20 protein-coding genes and 2 pseudogenes are annotated in these 20,947 nt (G+C 58.5%); 14 read left to right on the forward strand and 8 right to left on the reverse strand.

Annotation, left to right across the window (positions count from 1 at the left end; all coding sequences use genetic code 11):
* Positions 1–55 precede the first annotated feature (55 nt).
* On the reverse strand, positions 56–910 hold the full coding sequence (locus tag DXY37_RS06520; protein ID WP_244276923.1) for a tetratricopeptide repeat protein: 855 nt from the start codon (positions 908–910) through the stop codon (positions 56–58).
* 59 nt (positions 911–969) lie between these two features.
* Positions 970–1,932, reverse strand: coding sequence for a tRNA epoxyqueuosine(34) reductase QueG (queG, locus tag DXY37_RS06525; RefSeq protein ID WP_115125883.1), 963 nt, complete (start codon positions 1,930–1,932; stop codon positions 970–972).
* Between the two features lie 41 nt (positions 1,933–1,973).
* On the opposite strand from queG, the gene DXY37_RS06530 reads away from it, so the two are divergent.
* The 7 genes from DXY37_RS06530 to DXY37_RS06560 all read left to right on the forward strand — a co-directional run bounded on the left by DXY37_RS06530 (position 1,974) and on the right by DXY37_RS06560 (position 9,370).
* A complete protein-coding gene (locus DXY37_RS06530) occupies positions 1,974–2,633 on the forward strand; it encodes an HpsJ family protein (RefSeq protein ID WP_115125884.1) in 660 nt (219 codons plus the stop codon).
* A gap of 49 nt (positions 2,634–2,682) precedes the next feature.
* Positions 2,683–3,420, forward strand: coding sequence for a DUF502 domain-containing protein (locus DXY37_RS06535; protein WP_067093790.1), 738 nt, complete (start codon positions 2,683–2,685; stop codon positions 3,418–3,420).
* Positions 3,421–3,448: 28 nt separating this feature from the next.
* Positions 3,449–4,075, forward strand: a complete 627-nt coding sequence (gene nusB / locus DXY37_RS06540) for a transcription antitermination factor NusB (RefSeq protein WP_115125885.1) — start codon at positions 3,449–3,451, stop codon at positions 4,073–4,075.
* 17 nt (positions 4,076–4,092) lie between these two features.
* On the forward strand, positions 4,093–5,706 hold the full coding sequence (gene ftsY, locus DXY37_RS06545) for a signal recognition particle-docking protein FtsY (protein ID WP_115125886.1): 1,614 nt from the start codon (positions 4,093–4,095) through the stop codon (positions 5,704–5,706).
* An 81-nt stretch (positions 5,707–5,787) separates the two neighbouring features.
* Positions 5,788–7,197, forward strand: a complete 1,410-nt coding sequence (locus DXY37_RS06550) for a PP2C family protein-serine/threonine phosphatase (protein WP_115126019.1) — start codon at positions 5,788–5,790, stop codon at positions 7,195–7,197.
* A gap of 32 nt (positions 7,198–7,229) precedes the next feature.
* On the forward strand, positions 7,230–8,642 hold the full coding sequence (argH, locus tag DXY37_RS06555; RefSeq protein ID WP_115125887.1) for an argininosuccinate lyase: 1,413 nt from the start codon (positions 7,230–7,232) through the stop codon (positions 8,640–8,642).
* Positions 8,643–8,761: 119 nt separating this feature from the next.
* Complete coding sequence (locus DXY37_RS06560) at positions 8,762–9,370, forward strand: RNA-binding protein (protein ID WP_115126020.1); 609 nt, start codon at positions 8,762–8,764, stop codon at positions 9,368–9,370.
* A 25-nt stretch (positions 9,371–9,395) separates the two neighbouring features.
* On the opposite strand, the gene dusA is transcribed toward DXY37_RS06560, so the two are convergent.
* Complete coding sequence (gene dusA / locus DXY37_RS06565; RefSeq protein WP_115125888.1) at positions 9,396–10,400, reverse strand: tRNA dihydrouridine(20/20a) synthase DusA; 1,005 nt, start codon at positions 10,398–10,400, stop codon at positions 9,396–9,398.
* Between the two features lie 69 nt (positions 10,401–10,469).
* Here dusA and msrB point away from each other — a divergent pair, with 69 nt between their 5' ends.
* Both msrB and DXY37_RS06575 read left to right on the forward strand, forming a co-directional pair.
* The gene (msrB, locus tag DXY37_RS06570; RefSeq protein ID WP_115125889.1) at positions 10,470–10,979 is read left to right on the forward strand and encodes a peptide-methionine (R)-S-oxide reductase MsrB; all 510 of its coding nucleotides are present in this window, start codon (positions 10,470–10,472) and stop codon (positions 10,977–10,979) included.
* On the forward strand, positions 10,909–12,237 hold the full coding sequence (locus tag DXY37_RS06575; protein ID WP_115125890.1) for an NAD(P)/FAD-dependent oxidoreductase: 1,329 nt from the start codon (positions 10,909–10,911) through the stop codon (positions 12,235–12,237). Before msrB ends, DXY37_RS06575 begins: the two co-directional genes overlap by 71 nt.
* On the opposite strand, the pseudogene DXY37_RS06580 reads toward DXY37_RS06575, so the two are convergent.
* Positions 12,212–13,267: pseudogene (locus DXY37_RS06580) on the reverse strand (type II secretion system F family protein); the annotation flags it as partial. The gene DXY37_RS06575 and the pseudogene DXY37_RS06580 sit on opposite strands and share 26 nt — an antisense overlap.
* Before the next feature lie 86 nt (positions 13,268–13,353).
* Positions 13,354–13,791 (reverse strand): annotated as a pseudogene (locus DXY37_RS06585) (type II/IV secretion system protein); the annotation flags it as partial.
* 203 nt (positions 13,792–13,994) lie between these two features.
* Here DXY37_RS06585 and grpE point away from each other — a divergent pair.
* The 4 genes from grpE to rsgA are packed head-to-tail and all read left to right on the forward strand — an operon-like array spanning position 13,995 to position 17,051.
* Entirely contained in the window at positions 13,995–14,732 is a 738-nt protein-coding gene (grpE, locus tag DXY37_RS06590) for a nucleotide exchange factor GrpE (RefSeq protein ID WP_115125892.1), read from the forward strand.
* Between the two features lie 42 nt (positions 14,733–14,774).
* Positions 14,775–15,905: a molecular chaperone DnaJ gene (dnaJ, locus tag DXY37_RS06595; protein WP_115125893.1), complete on the forward strand. Its 1,131-nt coding sequence runs from the start codon at positions 14,775–14,777 to the stop codon at positions 15,903–15,905.
* A 2-nt stretch (positions 15,906–15,907) separates the two neighbouring features.
* Positions 15,908–16,150, forward strand: a complete 243-nt coding sequence (locus DXY37_RS06600; protein WP_115125894.1) for a sulfurtransferase TusA family protein — start codon at positions 15,908–15,910, stop codon at positions 16,148–16,150.
* A gap of 19 nt (positions 16,151–16,169) precedes the next feature.
* Complete coding sequence (rsgA, locus tag DXY37_RS06605) at positions 16,170–17,051, forward strand: ribosome small subunit-dependent GTPase A (RefSeq protein WP_115126021.1); 882 nt, start codon at positions 16,170–16,172, stop codon at positions 17,049–17,051.
* On the opposite strand, the gene DXY37_RS06610 is transcribed toward rsgA, so the two are convergent.
* The 3 genes from DXY37_RS06610 to murC are packed head-to-tail and all read right to left on the reverse strand — an operon-like array spanning position 17,026 to position 19,751.
* A complete protein-coding gene (locus DXY37_RS06610) occupies positions 17,026–17,367 on the reverse strand; it encodes a YbaB/EbfC family nucleoid-associated protein (RefSeq protein ID WP_115125895.1) in 342 nt (113 codons plus the stop codon). The two genes, rsgA and DXY37_RS06610, sit on opposite strands and share 26 nt — an antisense overlap.
* A gap of 24 nt (positions 17,368–17,391) precedes the next feature.
* Positions 17,392–18,324: a UDP-N-acetylmuramate dehydrogenase gene (gene murB / locus DXY37_RS06615; protein WP_115125896.1), complete on the reverse strand. Its 933-nt coding sequence runs from the start codon at positions 18,322–18,324 to the stop codon at positions 17,392–17,394.
* Entirely contained in the window at positions 18,300–19,751 is a 1,452-nt protein-coding gene (gene murC, locus DXY37_RS06620; protein ID WP_115126022.1) for a UDP-N-acetylmuramate--L-alanine ligase, read from the reverse strand. The genes murB and murC overlap by 25 nt, the downstream gene beginning before the upstream one ends.
* Before the next feature lie 169 nt (positions 19,752–19,920).
* On the opposite strand from murC, the gene gap reads away from it, so the two are divergent.
* Positions 19,921–20,946 (forward strand): type I glyceraldehyde-3-phosphate dehydrogenase, encoded by a 1,026-nt coding sequence (gap, locus tag DXY37_RS06625; protein WP_115125897.1) that lies wholly within the window; start codon positions 19,921–19,923, stop codon positions 20,944–20,946.
* Position 20,947: the final 1 nt, after the last annotated feature.

Raw genomic sequence — 20,947 nt, forward strand, 5'->3', positions numbered from 1 at the left:
CCGCTCCGGAATCAAGAAGGCAGAAGGCGCTTAGCCTACAGATCTTCGTTCTGAATCACTCAGCTGATTTGGGATCGGCATTGGCTTCAGCACGTTCGACGACTCCTCTGAGGCTGGGTGTCGTCAGCAGAACGTCAGTCGCCTGGCGAAGTTTCGAGCCCCAGAGTTGATTCTCCTGATGCCCTGGAAGCACGTAATTGGGATCTTCAGCGAGCGCTTTGCGAGCCAGTTCAAGCGATTCAGCGTCGCCAGGATTTTGTTGATTGAGCGCAGCGGCCAGAGCCAGCATCGGCTCTGGGTTGCGTTTGATCGACAGCACGGAACGCCAGCGCTTGATGGCTTCGGGTGTGTTGCCCATTTCGAACAGCACCAGAGCTTGATTATTCAGTGCTTCCCAGAAGCTGGGTTTGATGGTTGTGGCCTGTTCAAAAGCCTTTAGAGCTTGTCTCAGGTCCGACTGCATCACGCGGGCATTGCCGAGATCAAAGTAGGCACCTGCGTTTTTGGGCTCTAGTCGTAGACCCTCATCGAGAAGAGAGATGGCGTCATCAGGACGTTCGTCGCGCAGTGCAATCGATGCTTCTGCAAACCAGAGTCCTGCTTTCCCCGGTTTCAGTGCTTTGGCCTTTGCCAGTGAGCCGGCGGCCGCTTTGAGCTGATCACTGCGCAGCTGCGCTTCAGCCAGAACCGACCACAGTCGTTCGTCATTCGGCTGGAGTCTGACCGCTAGTGCAGCAAGACTTGCTGCTTCCTCCGGTTGCCCCAGGCGCAGCAATTGTGCAGCGGTACGGCCGATGCCGACACCGGCTCCCTCCAGCTCCTGGGCGCTGGGTGTGTAGACGTATGGGGGCAGAGCCCTCGCTGGTGCAGCGTTGAGAGCACTAAGAGTTCCTGTCAGCATCGTGATCATCAGAGCTCGATGCCAGCTCCGTCTTCTACGAGCTTGAACTCCCATCGCTGATCCTAGAATCAGCTCACACTAGGGGGATTGTCAGGTCTCGCTGCAGCGGCATTGCGTCTCCACATCCAGGGTTTGATCCGGCGTAGCGCCGATCCCCGCAGCCGCTCGTCCCAGTCCTCGTCCGTCCAGCGTTGGATGTGCTCTGCCTGGAGGTCTAGCAACCACGATCTCGGTTGCACATCAGGATCATCGCTGGATGGAATCGCGCCCTGATTGAAAGGGCAGACGTCCTGACAGATGTCACATCCGGCCACCCAGGGCCCTATGGCTTCGGCCATGGCAGCAGGCAGTTCTGGATTGCGGTTTTCAAGAGTGTGAAAAGCGATGCAGCGTCGTGCATCCACCACAAACGGTTCTGTAATCGCATTGGTTGGACAAGCTTCGATACAGGCGCGGCATTGACCGCACCGCGCTTTGGCTGGTTGATCGGCTTGGAGATGTTCTGTGGTGATCAGATGACCGATCACCATCCATGAGCCCCTCCTGGGGTGGATCACATTGCTGTGTTTGCCGATCCAGCCAAGGCCTGCCTCTTCTGCCCAGGCTTTGTCCAGAAGTGGCTCAGCATCCACGCAGACGCGCCAGCGACACTGAGGTCGGATGGTTTCCAGCCAGCGACCGACCCGTCGAAGTCGCTGATTCACAACCCGGTGATAGTCCCTTCCCCAGGCGTAGCGGGCGACCGCCAGACGGTTGGGATGGCGCTCGGCAGCGACGTGATAGTTCAAGCCCACCGCCAGGATGCTTTGAGCCCCCTCCAACAGGCTTGCTGCTGAAAGGCGACGCGGTGCCGCCATCCAGTTCATGTCTGCTTGGTGGCCTGCTTCTAGCCAGCGCTGCAAAGCTGCAGTCCGCATTTGCAAACGTTGGCTACCAGGGAGTGAAGCGATGCCAACGGGGTCGAATCCCTCTTCCTTGGCCCGTTGTTTGAGGGCCAGGCTCAGCTCTGCAACGTTGGCTGGAACATTCAAAAACCCGACCTTAAAGTTGGTAACCCTTTTGGCATCGTGCCGTGTCAGCTCCCTCCCAAGACTCTTCTTTGCGTGCCGCGCCCTTGTTGCGTTGGTTGGGAATCACCTTGGTGCTTCTGCTCGCATTACAGATCGGAGTTGTGCTCAGTGCTGCTGAATGGAGTGATGGGGTTTTTCAACAGCTTTTGATCGAACGCCTTGTGAGCCAGGCTCCGATGGGTTTTGTCGGTTTGCTGCTGATGCTGATTGGGTCCCGTCTGGATGACCCGCAACAGCTGCGCACGCCGATTCGCTGGGTTGTTTGCATTATTTCCGCAGTTCTCGCTGTGGTCATGATCGCGGTGATTCCGCTTGGAATTACAGGGAATCAATCCCTGATGGGCGAGGCTGATCAGACCCTTGAGCAAAGGCGCAGTCAGCTCGAGATGGCCCGTCAACAGTCGGCGAATCCAGAGAACGTGAAGGTTCTCGGCGAGCAGTTGGCTCAGGCAGGTCAGCTTCCAGCTGATGCCACCGAGGAGGACAAGATTCAGGCTGCTCAGACGTTCATTGACAAACAGCTTTCACAAATGACTAAGCAGATTCAGCAGGCGGAACGCCAACGTGGTCTGACAATGAATCAGCGTTTCTTTGGCGGCACCATCAGTGCTGCTGTGTTGGCAGTGGCGCTGGTCTTGCTGGCTCTCGGCGCAGTCCTCTGACCGCTGGTTAGGTTGGTGGGACTAGTTGGCTACAGGCCCCCGGCGTTCCTTGGTTCAGTCCAATCCAAGACCTGACCTGCCGCTTAGCGCCAGGCTTCAGAATGATCTCAAGAACGATCTGATCGCGGGTCTTCTGGTGGTCATTCCGCTTGCCACCACCATCTGGCTCTCCACGATTGTCAGCAAATTTGTGCTGGCGTTCGTCACATCGATCCCCAAACAGTTCAATCCATTCATCAATCTCAATCCTCTGCTCCAGGATTTGATCAACCTGGCGCTTGGGCTGACGGTCCCCTTGATGGGAATCCTCTTGATTGGGTTGATGGCGAGAAATATCGTTGGTCGATGGCTGCTGGAATTTGGAGAGGGAACTCTGCAGCGCATCCCTCTCGCCGGTTCCGTTTACAAAACGCTCAAGCAGCTGCTGGAAACGTTTCTCCGCGATAACTCACGGCGCTTTCGACGCGTCGTGTTGGTTGAGTACCCGCGCGAAGGTCTTTACAGCGTTGGTTTTGTCACAGGCCAGGTGGGGCCGTCTCTTCAGTCCGATCTCGGTCAGAACTTGCTGAGTGTGTTCATTCCTACGGCGCCGAATCCCACCACAGGTTGGTACACGCTTGTCCCTGAGGCATCAGTCAGAGAACTCGATATTTCTGTTGAAGATGCGTTCAGAACCATCATTTCCGCTGGCATTGTGAATCCGGATGAACGCGAAGCGCCGGTGAATCGCAGTTTTTCCAGTCTGATCGCTCAACTCAGAGCATCTGTGGCACCCTCATCGTCCTGAGTCGTTCGTTCGATACATTCCGCCGCTTATGCAGACCCGAACCCTCTCCCGTGAGCTTGCACTGTTTGTGCTCGGTCAGTGCGCTGAACGAGAGCGTTCCTCAGCGACGCAGGACAATCTCGAGATACTGCTTCAGAAAGCACTCGACAGCTTGATGCAGCACTGGCGCGAGGTGCTTGATCATTGCGCTGGTGATCTCGAAAAAGCTCAGCAATCGCTGCTCGACAGCGAGTTGCAGGACGGCAGTACTTCCACTGACATGGCCTCTGTGCGCACCCATCTGCGCGAGACTCTCACAGGGGCGGAACAAGTTCTCAATGGTCTTTCGGCCAGTCTTGAGTTGCCTCGTCTCTTAGCGCTTGCTGATCAGGAACAGGTTCGTCAGGAAGCCATGCGCCGCATTCAGTTAGTCCTGAAGTCTCGTCAGGACATTGACGATCAACTGGACGGCGTCATGGAGGGTTGGAGACTGAGTCGGCTGCCTCGCATTGATCGCGACATCCTGCGCTTGGCAGTGGTTGATCTCCGTTCGATGAACACCCCGGCTTCCGTCGCCTGTAGTGAAGCTGTGGAGCTGGCCAATCGCTACAGCGATGAACAGGGCCGTCGCATGATTAATGGGGTTCTTCGGCGTCTTCAGAACGCCACCGCTTAGGCGCTGCTTTTATTCGAATGGTTTACGACTGGTTTAATCGAAGCGCCGAGGCTCCCCAGACTCCTGAGCAGCCATCGAAGTCTGAGCAGACCCTCGATCCTGCAACTGCTCAGGACAATTCAGGACAAACCGCACCGGCTGAAGAATTGCCGCAGTCAGATCCGGAGTCCGCTGGAGCTGAATCCGTGCAGGCCGTTGCTTCGGAAGAGGATGACCCACTTGAGTGGGCACGGCAGGCCTATGCCCGTCTGAAAGCGCAGAAGGAGCTTGAGAAGACCACGCAGTCCGTGACGGCTGAACCGGTGACGGCTGAACCGGTGACGGCCGAACCGCCTGTGGTGTCTCCTGATCCACCTGCGCCTGACTCTGTGGTTCCAGCATCGGAACCCGATTCGCCACTGTCGTCTGCTCAACAACAACCGTCTGCACAGCAACAGCCGTCTGCCCCTTTTGCTGCTTCTGCACCGGGTCTCTCTCTGCTTGAGCAGGCTGCGGCCCAGCGGCAGGAACGTCAGCAGCAATTAGAGCAGGCTCCAGCCCCTGTTGTTGTTGAGCAAGCCAAGCCCGCGCCTGTTCAGTCTCAGCAGACCGCTGATCAATCCGATGAGCCCAGTCTTGGCGAGTTCGACGAAACCTTCACCTGGTCAGCAGAGGTTCTTGCCGCCCAAGGTCTTCGCTCTGATCAGATCACCCTTGAAGAGATCGATTGGCTTGGCCGCCTGCGACAGGGCCTTGAAAAGACCCGTCAGGGCTTTGTCACTGGTCTGCTGGAAAACCTCGGCGATGACCCGCTCACTCCGGAGGTGCTTGATGACCTCGAGTCGTTGCTTTTGCGCGCAGATGCTGGAGTTCAGGCCACAGACCAGGTGCTGGATGCTTTGCGACGGCGCATGAATGAGCAGGTGGTGGATCCCATCGAGGGCATCCGCTTCCTCAAGGAACAGTTACGTGATCTGCTCGACCAGCCCACGCGCGACAGCGGCGTGAAGTTGCTGGCTCCACAGCGTGATCAGCTCAACGTGTGGCTGATGGTCGGTGTGAACGGTGTTGGCAAGACCACCACGCTCGGAAAACTCGCCAACCTCGCGGTGCGTAGTGGTTACTCGGCAATGATTGCTGCTGCCGACACGTTCCGGGCCGCTGCGGTACAGCAGGTGCAGGTCTGGGGAGATCGCAGTGATGTGCCGGTGATTGCCAACCCTTCCTCTAATGCTGATCCAGCGGCAGTGGTGTTCGATGCCATTGGAGCTGCCCGATCCAAGGGCACTGATCTTGTTTTGGTCGACACGGCCGGTCGCCTGCAGACGAAACACAACCTGATGGAAGAACTGGAGAAGATTCGTCGCGTCGTGGATCGCCTGGCTCCTGAAGCTCATGTGGAATCCCTGCTCGTACTGGATGCCAGTCAGGGACAAAACGGTCTTAAGCAGGCGATGGCCTTTGCCAAAACTGTTGGTCTCACTGGTGTGGTGATCACCAAGCTCGATGGAACGGCCCGAGGTGGAGTGGCTCTGGCGGTGGCTTCCGAGGCCGGGTTGCCCATCCGCTTCATCGGTGCCGGGGAGGGAATCAGAGATCTGCGGCCGTTCAACAGTTTCGAGTTTGTGGAAGCACTGCTGGCAGGTCGCTGACGGCTGTTTCCAAGGCGGAACTGAAGCCTTCAGCTTTCTCCGGTCAGAGTTGCTACCTTGCGTTTTCTGCCAGGGGTTGCCGTGAGCAGCAATCCATCACGGCGCCATCCGGCTTCTTCGCTTCGTTCGGGGCCTCCTTCATTGACGGCGACAACGTCGCTGCGTCAGTTGCTCGACAGTCTTTCCAAGGAACAGCGCGCCAATCAGGAGCTGCTGGTTTCGATTGGTTTTGCGCTGCGCAGTTTTACCAACCTCAATCGCTTCCTTGAGCTTGTGCCCGTTGTGGCTGCTCGTCTGGTCGGGGTCGATGGTGCACTGCTGATCCCTTATCAAGCTGACGGGCGTCTGTGGACTGACCAGTTGCAGATGCAGTCCGTCTTGCGGTCGGAGACTTTATTGCAGGCGGTGATCAACCATGAGCCTGGACGTTCGGCCGGGTTCGGATCCGATGATGCTCTCGTGCTTGGCCTGGATCGACTGGTGCAAAGTCACCTTGGACCGGCTGGTGTGTTCGCAACGTCTCTGGTGGCCAGAGGTCGCCAGCGCGGACGTCTTTATGTGTTCAACACGTCTGGATCGCTGGTCTGGAGTGATGCCCATCGTCGCAATGTGCAGCTGGTGGCTGATCTCACCGGTGTTGCGATCGAAAACGATCAGATGCTCCAGGAGGCCCGCCTGCACGAGCGAATGGATCGCCAGCTCAGCATCGGTGCAGAGATTCAGGCCCAGTTGCTGCCGGATCATTGTCCGGTGATTGAGGGGGTCGAACTGGCGGCTCGTTGCCGTCCGGCTTTTCAGGTGGGTGGTGATTACTACGACTTCATCCCCACTCGTCCGGAGTTGATCGGTCGTCGGCGTGAGCGAGGTCGTTGGTCGCTGGTGATGGGCGATGTGATGGGTAAGGGCGTTCCAGCCGGTCTGCTGATGACGATGCTGCGCGGCATGTTGCGTGCGGAAGTGCTGAGCGGATTACCGCCGGACCGCATCCTTCATGACCTCAACCAGCTCGCCCTCGAGGATCTATCCCAGTCGCACCGCTTTGTGACGCTGTTTTATTCGGATTTTGATCCGCGAACGCGTCGGCTCCGCTTTGCCAATGCTGCGCACAATCCGCCTTTGATCTGGCGGGCTCAGCAACGCTGCATTAGTCGTCTGGATGCTCCTGGTCTGTTGATCGGTCTGCAGCCTGAAGCGGAATACGGAAGTGGTTCCACGGTGCTCGAACCCGGCGATGTGCTGCTGTATTACACCGATGGCGTCACCGAAGCCCCTGGGTTGACGGGTGACCGCTTCGATGAGGCGCGCCTGATCCGCAACCTCGAGACCGCCTGTCGTTCGGGTACGGGTTCGCAGGGAATCCTTGATCAGTTGTTCGGCCGTCTTGATCGGTTTGTGGGTCCGGATCGCCAGCTCGAGGATGATGCCTCGATGGTGGTTCTCAAGGTTCGGGAAGGGTTGATGTTGCCATCGGTTCCACGGTCTCCGGCCTGACAAGCTGAAGGGATCTGTGTTGAGGGTGGCCCATGGCAGGTGGAGTGACGGGCGGAGGCTCCGCCACCTGGAGTGACCGGTTCGAACAGGGACTGCATCCGGCGATCGAACGCTTCAATGCCTCGATCGGCTTCGACATCCATCTCCTTCGAGAGGATCTGGATGGTTCAGTGGCCCATGCCCGCATGTTGGCTGAGTGCGGAGTTATTGAGACGGTGGAGGCTGATCAGCTCTGCAGCGGTCTGGAACAGATCCGCGCAGAGGCGGCTGCCGGCAGCTTCAATCCCGGTCTCGACGATGAGGATGTGCACTTCGCTGTCGAGCGTCGGTTGATTGCACTGCTGGGGCCGGTGGGAAAAAAACTGCATACCGGCCGCAGTCGCAATGATCAGGTGGGTACAGATCTGCGTCTGTGGCTTCGTCGTCGAATCGATGAGCTTGACCCGCAGGTGCGGCTGTTTCAGACCGCTCTGCTGCGTCAGGCGCTTGAGCACCGCACCACGCTGATTCCCGGTTACACCCACCTGCAGAGGGCGCAGCCCGTTTGTTTGGCGCACCACCTGCTTGCTTACGTGGAGATGCTCGAGCGGGATCGTCAACGGTTTCAGGATGTGCGCAAGCGGGTCAACTGCTCACCACTGGGTGCCGCAGCCTTGGCTGGAACGCCGGTGCCGATTGATCGGCGCAGCACTGCTGCAGCCCTGGAATTCGAGGGGATTTATGCCAACAGTCTTGATGCTGTGAGTGATCGCGATTTCGCTGTGGAGTTTTCAGCTGCAGCATCGTTGTTGATGGTGCACCTCAGCCGTCTGGCCGAGGAGGTGATCTTCTGGGCTTCGGAGGAATGCGGATTTGTGCGTCTGAGCGACCGTTGCGCCACTGGCAGCAGCCTGATGCCACAGAAGAAGAATCCTGATGTTCCTGAACTGGTCCGTGGCAAGTGTGGTCGGGTGTTTGGTCATCTGCAGGGGCTGCTGACCATGATCAAGGGGCTGCCGCTTGCGTACAACAAGGATTTTCAGGAAGACAAGGAAGCGCTGTTTGATGTGGTGAACACCAGCTTCCAGTGCGTTGAGGCGATGACGATCCTGATCGAGGAAGGGCTGAGCTTTCGTCCTGATCGGCTGGAGGCTGCTGTTGGATCAGATTTCTCCAATGCCACCGATGTAGCCGACTATCTGGTGGCCCGACAGGTCCCTTTCCGCGAGGCCTATCAAATCGTTGGTTCCGTGGTGAAGCAATGTCTGAGCGATGGAGTGTTGCTGCGCGATCTGAGCCTTGAACGTTGGCAGCAGTTTCACCCCTCGATAGACGCTGACCTGTTTGATGCTCTCGCGCCCCGTCAGGTTGTCGCCGCTCGCCTGAGTGAGGGCGGTACTGGGTTTGAACGGGTTGAGGAGCAGTTGGCGCTCTGGAGCGCTCGGCTTGGGTTAACGAATCACTGATCATTTCGCGAGACCGGGTCTACCCTGAGAGAGCCAAAGGTTGTTGGTCCTTCCTTGGATCCTGAACCAATGGCTTGTCTGATCCGATTGGGTCCTTTCTCTTCAGGTCCAGCAGTCAAGTGAGCATTTTTGTCGGCAATCTGCCCTTCCGCGCCGAGCAGGAAGACGTGATCGAACTGTTTGCAGCTCATGGAGAGGTCACGAACTGTGCCCTTCCTCTTGAGCGTGACACCGGTCGCAAGCGTGGTTTCGCCTTTGTGGAGATGGTCGATGAAGCGGCGGAGGCCGCGGCGATCGAGGCTCTCCAGGGCGCTGAATTAATGGGTCGTCCCCTCCGCATCAACAAGGCTGAGCCCCGCGGTAGCGCACCTCGTCGTGGTGGCGGCGGCTACGGCGGCGGTGGTGGTGGCGGTGGCTACGGCGGCGGTGGCTACGGCGGCGGTGGTGGTGGCTACGGCGGCGGTGGTGGTGGCGATCGTCGCTCCGGTGCCCGAGGCTGGGAAGATCGCAGCTATGGCGGCGGTTCGTCCGGTGGCGGTTACAGCGGTGGTGGAGCTGCTGGCGGCGGCGATCAGTCCGGTTCTCCTTACGGAGGTGGTGTGGAAGAGGGTCGACGCAGTCGTCGCCGTGGTGGTGCTTCCCCGAACGATGGTGGTGGAAGCAGCTATGGCGGCGGCGGTGATGGCGGTGGAGATGACTACGGCGGTTACGGCGGCGCCGAAGGTTGAGTCACCGATTCGTTCAGTTCAACGTTTAAAGCCCGGCATCTGTGAGTTGCCGGGCTGAATGTTCCAGCACGCTGAGATCTGCCCCTGTGCGCTGGGCTTGCTCACCAAGGTCGCGTCGCCAGTGGCGGGCACCCGGAACCCCTTCCACGAGCTGCACCAGGTGGCGGCAGAGATCCCACAAACGGCCACCCCGTTGCAGGTGGCGTTCGGCATGGGGCATCAGGCCTGTGATCACGTCCGATGCTTTCACGGTCCGTGGAGCAGCGCCATAGATCAGGGCATCCATCGTTGCCCAGCGCAGAGGATGGGCATAGGCGGCCCGGCCAACCATTGCGCCATCGCAGTGATTCAGAGCAGACAGGCACTGCTCTGGGGTATCGAGTCCGCCGTTGAGCTCGATTATGAGCTTGGGCCTTCGTTGCTTGAGCGCGATCACACGCTCGTGCTGTAACGGCGGGATCGTGCGGTTCTGTTTGGGATCGAGGCCATCCAGCCAGGCTTTGCGCGCATGCACGCTGAAGCGGGTGGCACCGGCCGTGGCCACTTGATCCACGAAAGCAGTGAGCAGGGTGTCGCTATCCAGATCATCAATGCCAACCCGGTGTTTCACCGTCACCGGCAGGATACTGGCGGTCACCATCGCTTCTACGCAGCGGGCGACGCGTTCGGGTTCTGCCATTAGGCAGGCTCCAAAATTGCCGGCCTGAACTCGAGAGCTTGGGCAGCCCACATTGAGGTTGATTTCGTCATAGCCCCAGTCCGCTGCCATGCGAGCGGCCTCGGCGAGCAGTGATGGCTGATCGCCGCCAACTTGCAGTGCGATCGGATGCTCCTCTACATCGAAGTCGAGTAGGCGTTCCCTTCGCTTGGTGTAGTGAAGTGCCTGGGCTACCACCATTTCGCTGTACAGCAATGCATGACAGCTGATTTGGCGCATCAACTGGCGGAAATGCCGGTCTGTGCAGTCCAGCATCGGAGCGATGCTGAAGCGCCAGCAAGGTTCCCGATCGGTTCTGGTGAGGGAATCCATCCCTCCATGCTGCCTGGTTCTTGGTTCCGAGTTGTTTAGAACGGTTCAAGCAACGACGCGACATCTGTGATGCCCTCCAGCTTCGAAAAGTGGCTATTGAGCAGGCGCTCCATGTTGTTCGCCACGATTTCAGGCCTGGTTGGTGTTTTCCGGGCTCCGAAGCAGGTTGCCGCTGCCTCCGATCCATCGGATTCCAAATGGGATCTCTCCGATCAGGAATGGAAGAAACGTTTGTCGTCGGATTCGTATCAGGTGCTGCGCAGGGAAGGCACCGAGCCCCCGTTCACCAGTGAGCTCAACAGCGAGAAGAGATCCGGTATCTATCACTGTGCGGGTTGCGATCTGTCGTTGTTCTCATCGCAGGCCAAGTTCGACAGTGGCACGGGTTGGCCAAGCTTCTGGCAGCCCCTGCCAGGTGCCATCGACACGAAAGTAGATTTCAAGTTGATTGTTCCGCGCACGGAATACCACTGCAGCCGCTGTGGCGGCCACCAGGGTCATGTGTTCAATGACGGTCCCAGGCCCACCGGCAAGCGTTACTGCAACAACGGAGTCGCTCTGCGCTTCCAGGCCGCTTGATCTGATTGTGATCGGTGGTGGTCCTGCTGGTTACATGGCAGCGATCACTGCGGCTGAGCAGGGTTTGCGCGAGGTTGTGGTTCTGGAGGCCACGCCGGAGCCACTTCAGAAGGTGCGCATCAGTGGTGGTGGCCGCTGCAATGTCACGCATGCCTGCTGGGATCCCGCTGAACTGTCCAGCCATTACCCCCGTGGCAGTCGACCGTTGCGGGGTCCGTTCAGTCGTTTCGCCTGTGGTGATGCGATCGCCTGGTTTGATGACCATGGCCTCACCCTTGTTGAAGAACCAGACGGACGCATGTTTCCGCAGCAAAACCGTTCGGAGGCGGTGATTCACTGCTTGCAGAACGCCGCGACTCGGGTGGGTGTGCAGCTGCGGACCAAGGTGATGGTGCAGCGGGTTGAGGTGCAGAGGGATGGTGGTTTTGTGGTTGATGGGCGTGGGCTTGATCAGCGATTGAAGGCTCGCAATGTGATGTTGGCCACCGGTGGTCATCCCAGTGGTCGAAAGCTCGCGGAGTCCCTCGGTCATCACGTGGTGCCGCCGGTTCCTTCGTTGTTCAGCCTGTCGCTGCAGTCCAAAGCACTTGCCGCCTGCAGTGGCATTGCCATTGATGAGGTGAGCCTTGATCTGAAGCTCGGGGATCAGCGCTTCCGGCAAACCGGTCGGGTCCTGATCACCCATCGCGGACTCAGTGGTCCGGCAACGCTGCGACTATCGGCTTTTGCCGCTCGAGCGCTTCACGACAGCCACTACAAGGGCGAACTGAAGGTGGACTGGAGTGGGGGCCTGGGCCGTCAGGGTGTGGAGCAGAGACTGCGGCAGTGGCGGGTGGAAATGGCACGTCGCACCTTGATTTCGGCCAAACCGTTTGAGCACTTGCCGCGTCGCTTGTGGCAGGCTTTTCTGTCTGCCGTTGCTGTCGATGGTGAGCGCCGTTGGGCGGATCTGCCGTTGAAGGTTGAACGCCAGCTGGTCGATATTCTCTGCGCTCAGCGCCTGCTGATTCAGGGCCGCGGCCCATTTGGTGAGGAGTTCGTCACTGCTGGTGGAGTGGCCCTCGGCGAGGTGAATCTGGCCACGATGGCAAGTCGTCGCTGTCCAGGGCTCTATGTCGCCGGTGAGCTGCTGGATGTGGATGGTGTCACCGGCGGATTCAACTTTCAGGCTTGCTGGAGTGGAGGCTGGCTTGCTGGCCAGGCCATCGCCGCTGCCGAATCCCAGCTGGTGGTTACTGAATCTGATCAAACACGGTGAACATCGGCAGATACATCGCCAAGGGGATCGAACCAACGATTCCACCCATCACCACGATCATCGCCGGCTCCAGCATTAAGGTCAGTGCCTTGACTGACGCGGATACCTCGTCTTCATAGAAGTCGGCCACCTTGCTGAGCATCTGGCCCATCTCTCCGGTCTCTTCGCCGATTGAAAGCATGCTCAGGGCCATGTCGGGCAACACTTTCTGCCGTGTCAGAGCTGTGCTCAGCAGCATCCCTTCCTGAACCAGCGCTCTTGAGTCGAGGATCGCGTCGGAAATGATCGAATTGCCTGCCGTTTCACTGGAGATGTCCAGTGCCATCAGGATGGGAACACCGGCTCTGGTTAATGAACTGAAGATCCTGCAGAACTGGGCGGTTGCCGTTTTCATGATTAGGTCCCCGAACAGGGGCACTTTGAGCATCAAGCGATCCACCACACGCCGGCTGTTAGGAGTTGCTTTATGACGGCTGAACAGCCATACAGCCACTAGCAGACCACCGGCAAACAGCAGACCTGCGGATGAGCGCAGAAGCTCGCTTAGGTCCACCATCATCTGGGTGAACAGTGGTAGTTCAGCGCCCAGATCTTCGAAGATCCCCGCGAATGTTGGAATCAGAAAAATGGTCATGCCCAGGAACACAAGGCTGGCGATCACCAGCACCGCCACGGGGTAACCGAGTGCACCCTTGATCTGGTTCTGCAGGCGAGCGTTGTCTTCCAGAGGCTTGGCCAGCCGTTTCAGTGATTCATCCAGCACCCCGCCGGCTTCACCGGCTTCCACCATGGCCACGGTGAGCTGGTCAAACACTTTTGGCCACTGGTGTATGGCTGCTCCCATCGCTGTGCCTTGGTTCACTTCCATGCCCACTGCGATGAGCGCTTTCTTGAACATCGGCAGCTTCTGCTGGGTGCTCATCAGATCGAGACTGCGCACGATTGGCACCCCTGCATCCACCGGCGTCGCCAGCTTGCTGGCCCAGACCGCTTTCTCCTTCACCCCCGGAGGTTTCTGGAATGCTTCCCCCCAAATCGATGGAGAGCAAGCTCCCGCCGGATGCGTCCATCCTGGGCAATGCGTCGTTCGGCAATGTCCAGATCCGCCATGATTTTGAACCGGGAGGTCACGGCGGGAACCATTCGGTTGGGCAGGGGTTCGATGTAGCTCTGCAGCTCACCGTCCTGACAGAAACGCAGCTGAAGACCGGCTTGCTGCGGTTCCACATGGATGTCGTTGGCACCAAGCGCTAGAGCTTGCATCAGGATCCTGTCCACCAAATTGATCACCGGTGCCTGCTCAGCATCGTTGAGGCTGGACTCGAGATCTTCCGGACCGGAGTTTTGTGCGGTTGCCTCGTCGGGATCCTCGACCAGAACCCCTTCCACCGAAAAGTCCTGCAAGTAGGAGATCGCTTTCTCTTCCAGGCTGTCAATAGTGGAAGTGGTTTCAGCGTTGGTCTGAGGTGTAGGTGACGTGTCCTGGGATTGGCTACTTAGTAGTTCATTCAGCCGTTCTGCAAGGGCGGCGTGACGTGCACGGTCAAATCCCATCGCTTCCAGTTCCTGGAGCAGTGAGGGTTCATCGGCGCTGAGGAGCTTGCCTGGGATGATTCGCTGCTACAGAAGTTCCAGTTCCAGATGCCGGCGGTCTTGGCTCACGGATCAAAGTTGCAGAAAGGTGCGGGCTTCCCCCGCTTGTGGGAGGACTGCCTCACCTATCAACATGTCTAGACGTGAATTCGCAACCGGTCAGCATGAGTGGCGATGCTTCCACCCCAGCGCAGGATCCGTCGTCGGCTGGTGCCGACGGCCAGCAACCTGCTGTGACGCCAAACGAAACTCTGGACACGACACCAGTCGTGGACGAGTCAGCGTCCACTGAAGTGACAGCCGAATCGGAGTCAGGGACCCAGTCCGTTGACAACGACGCCCGTCTTGAGCAGCTCGAGAAGGAGCACTCCGCGCTCAGAGAGGAGCATGAGGTGTTGCGCGGTCAGTACGTACGCATCGCTGCGGACTTCGACAACTTCCGCAAGCGTCAGAGTCGCGACCAGGATGATCTCAAGCTGCAGCTCATCTGCAGCACCCTCACTGAAATCCTTCCCGTTGTGGACAATTTCGAGCGTGCTCGTCAGCAGCTCGATCCTCAGACGGAAGAAGCGCAGGGGCTTCACCGCAGCTATCAGGGGCTCTACAAACAGCTGGTTGAGGTGCTCAAACAGCTGGGTGTTGCTCCGATGCGAGTGGTTGGCCAGGAGTTTGATCCAACCCTGCACGAGGCGGTGCTGCGTGAGCCCAGTGAAGAGCATTCAGAGGATGTGGTGATTGAGGAGCTGCAGCGTGGTTATCACCTCGATGGCCGCGTCCTGCGTCACGCCATGGTCAAGGTGTCGATGGGGCCTGGCCCACAACAAGCTGCCGGCAGCGAGACGTCCACTTCTGATGCTGAGGTCGCCTCTGAAGGGGAGGTTTCGGGAGATGCCAACAGTTGATCAGACCTCTGCTTTTACTGTGATTTTCAGGACGTCCAGCTGATGGCCGATTACTACGAGCTACTCGGTGTTAGCAGGGATGCTGATGCCGACACCCTCAAACGGGCCTATCGGCGACTGGCTCGCCAATATCACCCCGACATCAACAAAGACCCTGGCGAAGAGGATCGCTTCAAAGAGATCGGACGTGCCTACGAGGTTCTCAGTGACCCCCAGACCCGTGGTCGCTACGACCAATTCGGTGAGGCGGGACTCGGTGGCGCGGCTGGCATGCCCGACATGGGCGACATGGGTGGCTTTGCCGATATTTTTGAAACCTTCTTCAGTGGGTTCGGTGGAGCCGCCGGTGGTGGTCGTCAGCAACGCCGTCGTGGACCTCAGCAGGGAGATGACCTGCGCTACGACCTCACGATCGACTTTGAGCAGGGGGTGTTCGGACAGGAGCGGGAGATTCGCGTTCCTCACTTGGAAACCTGCAGCACCTGCAGCGGTAGCGGTGCCAAGAGCGGCAGTGGCCCCACCACTTGCTCCACCTGTGGCGGTGTTGGCCAGGTGCGCCGGGCAACCAGGACCCCTTTCGGCAGTTTCACCCAAGTGGCGGAATGTCCCAGCTGCAATGGCAGTGGTCAGGTGATTGCTGATCCCTGCAATGCCTGTGGCGGACAGGGTGTCACTCAGGTGCGCAAGAAGTTGCGGATCAATATTCCTGCTGGTGTTGACACCGGTACCCGTCTCAGGGTGACCGGCGAGGGCAATGCTGGCTTACGGGGTGGTCCCTCTGGCGACTTGTACGTGTTCCTGACCGTTAAATCCCATCCGTCGTTGCAGAGGGATGGATTGACGGTCCACTCTGAAGTGAAGGTGAGCTATCTCCAGGCGATTCTCGGTGACACCATCGAAGTGGACACAGTGGACGGGCCAACCAGCCTCGAGATTCCTGCTGGAACTCAACCCAATGCCGTTCTCACCCTAGACAACAAGGGCATTCCCAAGCTGGGCAACCCTGTGGCCCGCGGCAATCAACGCATCACGGTCAATGTGAAGCTGCCAACTCGTCTCAACACTGAAGAGAAGGGATTGCTCGAAGAGCTGGCCGGTCATCACTCCGCCAGGGGAGAGCAGCACCATCACCACAAGAGTGGTCTGTTTGCTCGTCTGTTCGGACAGCGTTGACCATGACGGAACGTCTCCCCGATCGTCAGCTCGATCTCTGTGGGACGCCCTGTCCGCTCAATTTCATTCGCTGTCGGCTCACTCTTGAGAACATGACTGCTGGTCAGTGCCTTGAGGTGGATCTCGATCCTGGTGAGCCAGAAGAGATGGTGGTTCCGGGACTTCGACGTGATGGCCATCAGGTCCATGTGGAGCGTCTCTCTGATGTTCAGGTGCGACTGAAGGTGATCTGTGCCGGTGATTAGCCATGAGCTGCATCCGGGCATGGTCGTTGCACTGCAGGCCAACTATCTCGAGGTGGAGCTGGAGGCCCCACCTGTTGATGTTCCTCCCCGTTTGCTCTGCACGCGTCGCACCCGACTGAACCATCGTGGTGCTGCGGTCCATGTGGGTGATCGTGTGCGTGTGGAAGCCATTGACTGTGATTACGCCAGGGCTGTGGTGGCGGAAGTGGAACCTCGGAGCAGTTTTCTGGTTCGTCCTCCCGTGGCTAATGCCTCATGCATCCTGGTGGCGGTCGCCGTTGAGCAACCTGCTTTTGATGCCGATCAGGTCAGCAGGTTCTTGCTCACGGCTGAGAAGACCGGATTGCAGGTGTTGCTCGTGCTGACCAAGTGCGATCTGCTGGATGCCGATGCCTTGTCAAAACTGCGTAAACGTTTGCAGGGATGGGGGTATGAACCGATTCTTGTGTCCACTCGTTCTGGAATGGGCCTGGAAGAACTGCGCGCCCACTTAGCCACTGTTCCGATCTCGGTGCTTTGCGGCCCCTCGGGGGTCGGTAAGAGTTCGTTGCTGAATGGTCTCCTGCCCGGACTGGCGTTACGGGTGGGTGCGGTGTCAGGTCGTCTGCAGAGAGGGCGTCACACCACGCGTCATGTGGAATTACATGCGTTCTCTCCTGGCTCCAGGGTTGCTGACACTCCAGGGTTCAACCGTCCGGACTTACCGGATGATGTTTCCAATCTGGAAGTGCTGTTCCCAGAACTGCGTGTCCAGCTTGATCAACATCCCTGTCGTTTCCGTGACTGCCTGCACCGGGATGAACCGGGTTGTGGTGTGACTCGCGACTGGGAGCGCTATCCCATGTATCGCAAAGCTGTGGAGGAGCTTCTTGAGATCAGCCGCCCATTCCGGGCAGGTTGAGATCGAGCCCGCCGGTGAGCTCCTGCATTCGCTCCTTCATGGTTCCAGTGGAGCGTTCGTAGGCAGATTGAAGTGCGGCAAGTGTGGCTGCTTCAGCGGCTTCTTGCCCTTCATTCAGAAGGCTGGGATCCAACTTCACACGTAGGGGCTGCTGGTTGCCGGAGAGCCAGATGCAGGCTCGGCCGTCTTCGCTGCTGCCTTCGATCTCCATGGCATCGAGCTCTTCCTGCAGTTTCTGAGCGTCTTGCTGGATCTGCTGTGCCTTGCGGAAGGCTTCGGTGAGCTGTCCAAAATTGGGAAGTCCGAACCCGGCCATGGCATCGCTGAAGGAACCGAAAGGTTAGGCCGCCATCTCGAACCCCAGTCGTTTCACTTCAGGCTGGAGCTGGATGCCGTGGGCATCGGCTACCTCCTGTTGCACCAAGCCAATCAGGCTGCGGATATCTGCAGCCCGGGCTCCTCCAGTGTTGACAATGAAATTGGCGTGCACTTCAGAGACCTGCGCCCCACCGACACGGCGGCCTTTCAGGCCAAGACCTTCGATCAAACGACCGGCCTTTGCAGGTTCTGGATTGCGAAAGACGCTGCCACAGCTCGGTTGCTTGTAGGGCTGGGTGCTGGTGCGATGGTTGAGATTTTCGCTGGTGCGCTCTTGCAACTCGGTCGGATCATGACCTGCTTCCAGCTGAAATTCGGCGGCCACGACCAGGAAGGGTTGGGTCTGTAGAGCACTGTGGCGGTACGCGAAATCGAGCGATTCCCGCTCAAGCCTCCGGATCCTGAAATCATCGCCTTGCAGAGGAACCACATCCACGCTGAGCAGCCGTTCAGCGGTACAACCACCCTGGGCACCGGCGTTCATCACAGCGGCTCCGCCGACGGTGCCAGGGATGCCCACGGCCCACTCCAGCCCTTGCAATCCTTTTCGCGCCGCACGCCTTGCCAGGGTCGGGATCGGTTCACCAGAACTTGCCCGCACCCTGCCGGTCTGGGCGTTCAGTTCAAGTCCCTGCAGCCGTCTCAGGCAGAGAGTGAGTCCTGGAAGCCCTGCATCAGCAATCAGCAGATTGGAGCCTGCACCGATCACACGGACGAGTAATCCTTCGTTTGCCGCCCAATGGAGCAGGGTGGGAATCTGCTGGGCTTGATTCGGTTCGGCCAACCATTGCGCTGGTCCGCCCACTCTCCAGGTTGTGTAGTGGGCTAGGGACACCTGCTCTTGCAGGATTCCCTCTTCCTTCAGGTCTCTCAAGCTGTCAGTGTCGACTGACATGACGTCTGCTCCTGCAAGGCGTTCGGTGACAGCCGTGACCAGAGACTGTTCACATCACCGGCTCCCATGGCCAGTACGAGGTCATCGGCACAGCTGTGCTCCCGAACAAGATCAGCCAGTTCGTCCATGGTGTCGGCCACCAGAACCGTCTGATCGGCACTGTGTTGCTGAATGCACGATGCCAGGGCTTCGCTGCTCACACCGGGGATTGGAGTTTCACCGGCTGAAAACACCGGAGCCAGAACAACGATGTCGACGTTGGAGAGCGCCACCGCGAATTCGTTCTGAAATTCCTGAGTGCGGCTGTATCGATGCGGTTGGAAGACCGCCAACAGTCGTTTTGGACTTCGCGGCAGTGGGCTTCGCCCACTGGACACCATCAGAGCGGCCATCGCCAGGGTCGCCGCCACTTCACTGGGGTGATGGGCGTAGTCATCCACCACTAGACGTCCCTGCCAGTCGCCCCGATAGTCGAAGCGGCGTCCAGGTGTCTTGAGTTCGCTCAGGTGGGTCACCAGACGCTCGAGAGGAATTCCTTCCAAACGACATGCAGCGAGAGCCCCCAGGGCATTGCTCAGGTTGTGAAGCCCTGGCAGCGGCAACGTGATTCGGCCAACGTACTCAGCCTGTTCATATAGATCGGCAACCGTGTGATCGCCTTCAAGGGCTACCGGCAGAGCGGCGAAATCAACATTGTCGCTGCGTTGCACTGACCACCAGGCGTCAGCTTGGAAGTGTTCGCTCAGGATCGGGTCGTCCTGATTGGCAAGCAGTCGACCGCAACCGGCGGCGAAGCGGCGCATGGTGGTGATCAGATCATCGAGATCTCTGTAGTGATCGGTGTGATCCAGTTCCAGGTTGGTAATCACCCCCAGGGTTGCGTTGAATTTCACCAGGGAGCCATCGGATTCATCGGCTTCTGCCACTAGCAGCCGGCCCGAGCCCGCATGTCCGTTGCTTCCGTAGCAGGGAACGATTCCACCAATCACAGCGGTTGGATCTTCACCAGCGCTGTGAAGAAGTGACGTCACCACTGTGCTTGTGGTGGTTTTGCCGTGACTTCCCGCGACTGCGATCGACGGCTGTTGATCGATCAGGGCAGCGAGTAGGTCGGAGCGGTGCCAGACAGTTAGCTGCAATTGCCGGGCTGCGGTCAGTTCAGCATTGCTTTCGGGGATGGCGCTGCTGATCACCACCAAGGGCGTGGCTAAACCACGTGTTTTCAGTTCATCAAAATTATTTGCAGTTTGCGAGGCGAAAGCCACCATGCCAAGCGACTGCAGGGTTTCCATTGTTGGGGACATCTTGCGGTCGGAGCCACTCACCTGGTGACCGCGGTTGAGCAGAATTCTCGCCAGGGCAGACATGCCGATTCCGCCTGCACCGATGAAGTGCACTGAGGAAGGGCTGTCAAGCGATCTGCTCAAGAACAAATGCCGTGGACGCGCACGATAAATCAGCATTTCCTGCTGACCACCAATCGGCGCAGACTGTCGCGCTAGCCCCCTCAAAAATTTGAAGCTGGGGCTGTTTCATTGGAAATTAGCGATTTCTGTATGATCAGCGGCCATTCCCTGCGGATTGTCCGCTCCTCATATGACTCTGCGCGTTGCGATCAATGGATTCGGCCGAATCGGTCGCAATGTGATGCGGGGTTGGATCAGCCGTGGCGCTGACACCGACATCGAGATTGTGGGCGTAAATGCCACCTCGGACCCCAAGACCAGTGCTCATCTGCTGACCTACGACTCCATTCTGGGCAAGCTGGATCCCAGCGTGAAGATCGAAACCACTGACGACTCGATGATCGTCAATGGCAAGCAGGTGAAGTTCTTCTCCGACCGCAATCCCCTCAATTGCCCCTGGAAGGACTGGGGTGTGGATCTGGTTCTTGAGTCGACCGGTGTCTTCAACACCGACGAGAAGGCCAGCATGCACATTCAGGCCGGCGCCAAGAAGGTGATTCTCACCGCTCCTGGCAAAGGCCCAAAGGTCGGCACGTTCGTGGTCGGTGTGAATGAGGATCAATACCGTCATGAAGATTTCGACATCCTCAGCAACGCCAGCTGCACCACCAACTGCCTCGCCCCGCTGGTGAAAGTGATCGATCAGTCGATCGGCATCAACCGTGGCCTGATGACCACCATTCACAGTTACACAGGTGACCAGAGGATTCTCGACAACAACCATCGCGATCTGCGTCGTGCTCGTGCCGCTGCTGTGAACATGGTCCCCACCTCCACGGGTGCAGCCCAAGCCGTGGCTCTGGTCTACCCCCCTGTGAAGGGCAAGTTCACTGGTATCGCAATGCGCGTTCCGACTCCGAACGTTTCAGCCGTTGATCTGGTATTCGAGTCCAACCGCGCGTCTTCCGTGGATGAGATCAAATCGATCCTCAAGGCAGCTGCTGATGGTCCGATGAGCAAGATCATCAAGTACGGCGATCTGCCCTTGGTGTCCAGCGACTACGCCGGCACGAATCAGTCGACCATTTTTGACGCGGATCTCACCCTTGCAATGGGTGACAACTTCTTCAAAATCGTTGCCTGGTACGACAACGAGTGGGGCTACAGCCAAAGAGTTGTGGACCTCGCCGAGGTCGTGGCCAGGAACTGGAAATAAT

Origin of the sequence: Synechococcus sp. GEYO (assembly GCF_900473955.1) — a bacterium.
Classification (GTDB): domain Bacteria; phylum Cyanobacteriota; class Cyanobacteriia; order PCC-6307; family Cyanobiaceae; genus Synechococcus_C.

Coding starts and splice junctions, on each gene's coding strand:
- dusA (WP_115125888.1), bottom strand. CDS start 10,400: ATGGATTCCCTCACCAGAACCGATCGGGAACCTTGCTGGCGCTTCAGC.
- dnaJ (WP_115125893.1), top strand. CDS start 14,775: ATGGCCGATTACTACGAGCTACTCGGTGTTAGCAGGGATGCTGATGCC.
- DXY37_RS06520 (WP_244276923.1), bottom strand. CDS start 910: ATGATCACGATGCTGACAGGAACTCTTAGTGCTCTCAACGCTGCACCA.
- nusB (WP_115125885.1), top strand. CDS start 3,449: ATGCAGACCCGAACCCTCTCCCGTGAGCTTGCACTGTTTGTGCTCGGT.
- grpE (WP_115125892.1), top strand. CDS start 13,995: ATGAGTGGCGATGCTTCCACCCCAGCGCAGGATCCGTCGTCGGCTGGT.
- murB (WP_115125896.1), bottom strand. CDS start 18,324: ATGTCAGTCGACACTGACAGCTTGAGAGACCTGAAGGAAGAGGGAATC.
- gap (WP_115125897.1), top strand. CDS start 19,921: ATGACTCTGCGCGTTGCGATCAATGGATTCGGCCGAATCGGTCGCAAT.
- msrB (WP_115125889.1), top strand. CDS start 10,470: ATGCCCTCCAGCTTCGAAAAGTGGCTATTGAGCAGGCGCTCCATGTTG.
- DXY37_RS06610 (WP_115125895.1), bottom strand. CDS start 17,367: ATGGCCGGGTTCGGACTTCCCAATTTTGGACAGCTCACCGAAGCCTTC.
- ftsY (WP_115125886.1), top strand. CDS start 4,093: ATGGTTTACGACTGGTTTAATCGAAGCGCCGAGGCTCCCCAGACTCCT.
- argH (WP_115125887.1), top strand. CDS start 7,230: ATGGCAGGTGGAGTGACGGGCGGAGGCTCCGCCACCTGGAGTGACCGG.
- rsgA (WP_115126021.1), top strand. CDS start 16,170: ATGGTCGTTGCACTGCAGGCCAACTATCTCGAGGTGGAGCTGGAGGCC.
- DXY37_RS06600 (WP_115125894.1), top strand. CDS start 15,908: ATGACGGAACGTCTCCCCGATCGTCAGCTCGATCTCTGTGGGACGCCC.
- DXY37_RS06575 (WP_115125890.1), top strand. CDS start 10,909: ATGACGGTCCCAGGCCCACCGGCAAGCGTTACTGCAACAACGGAGTCG.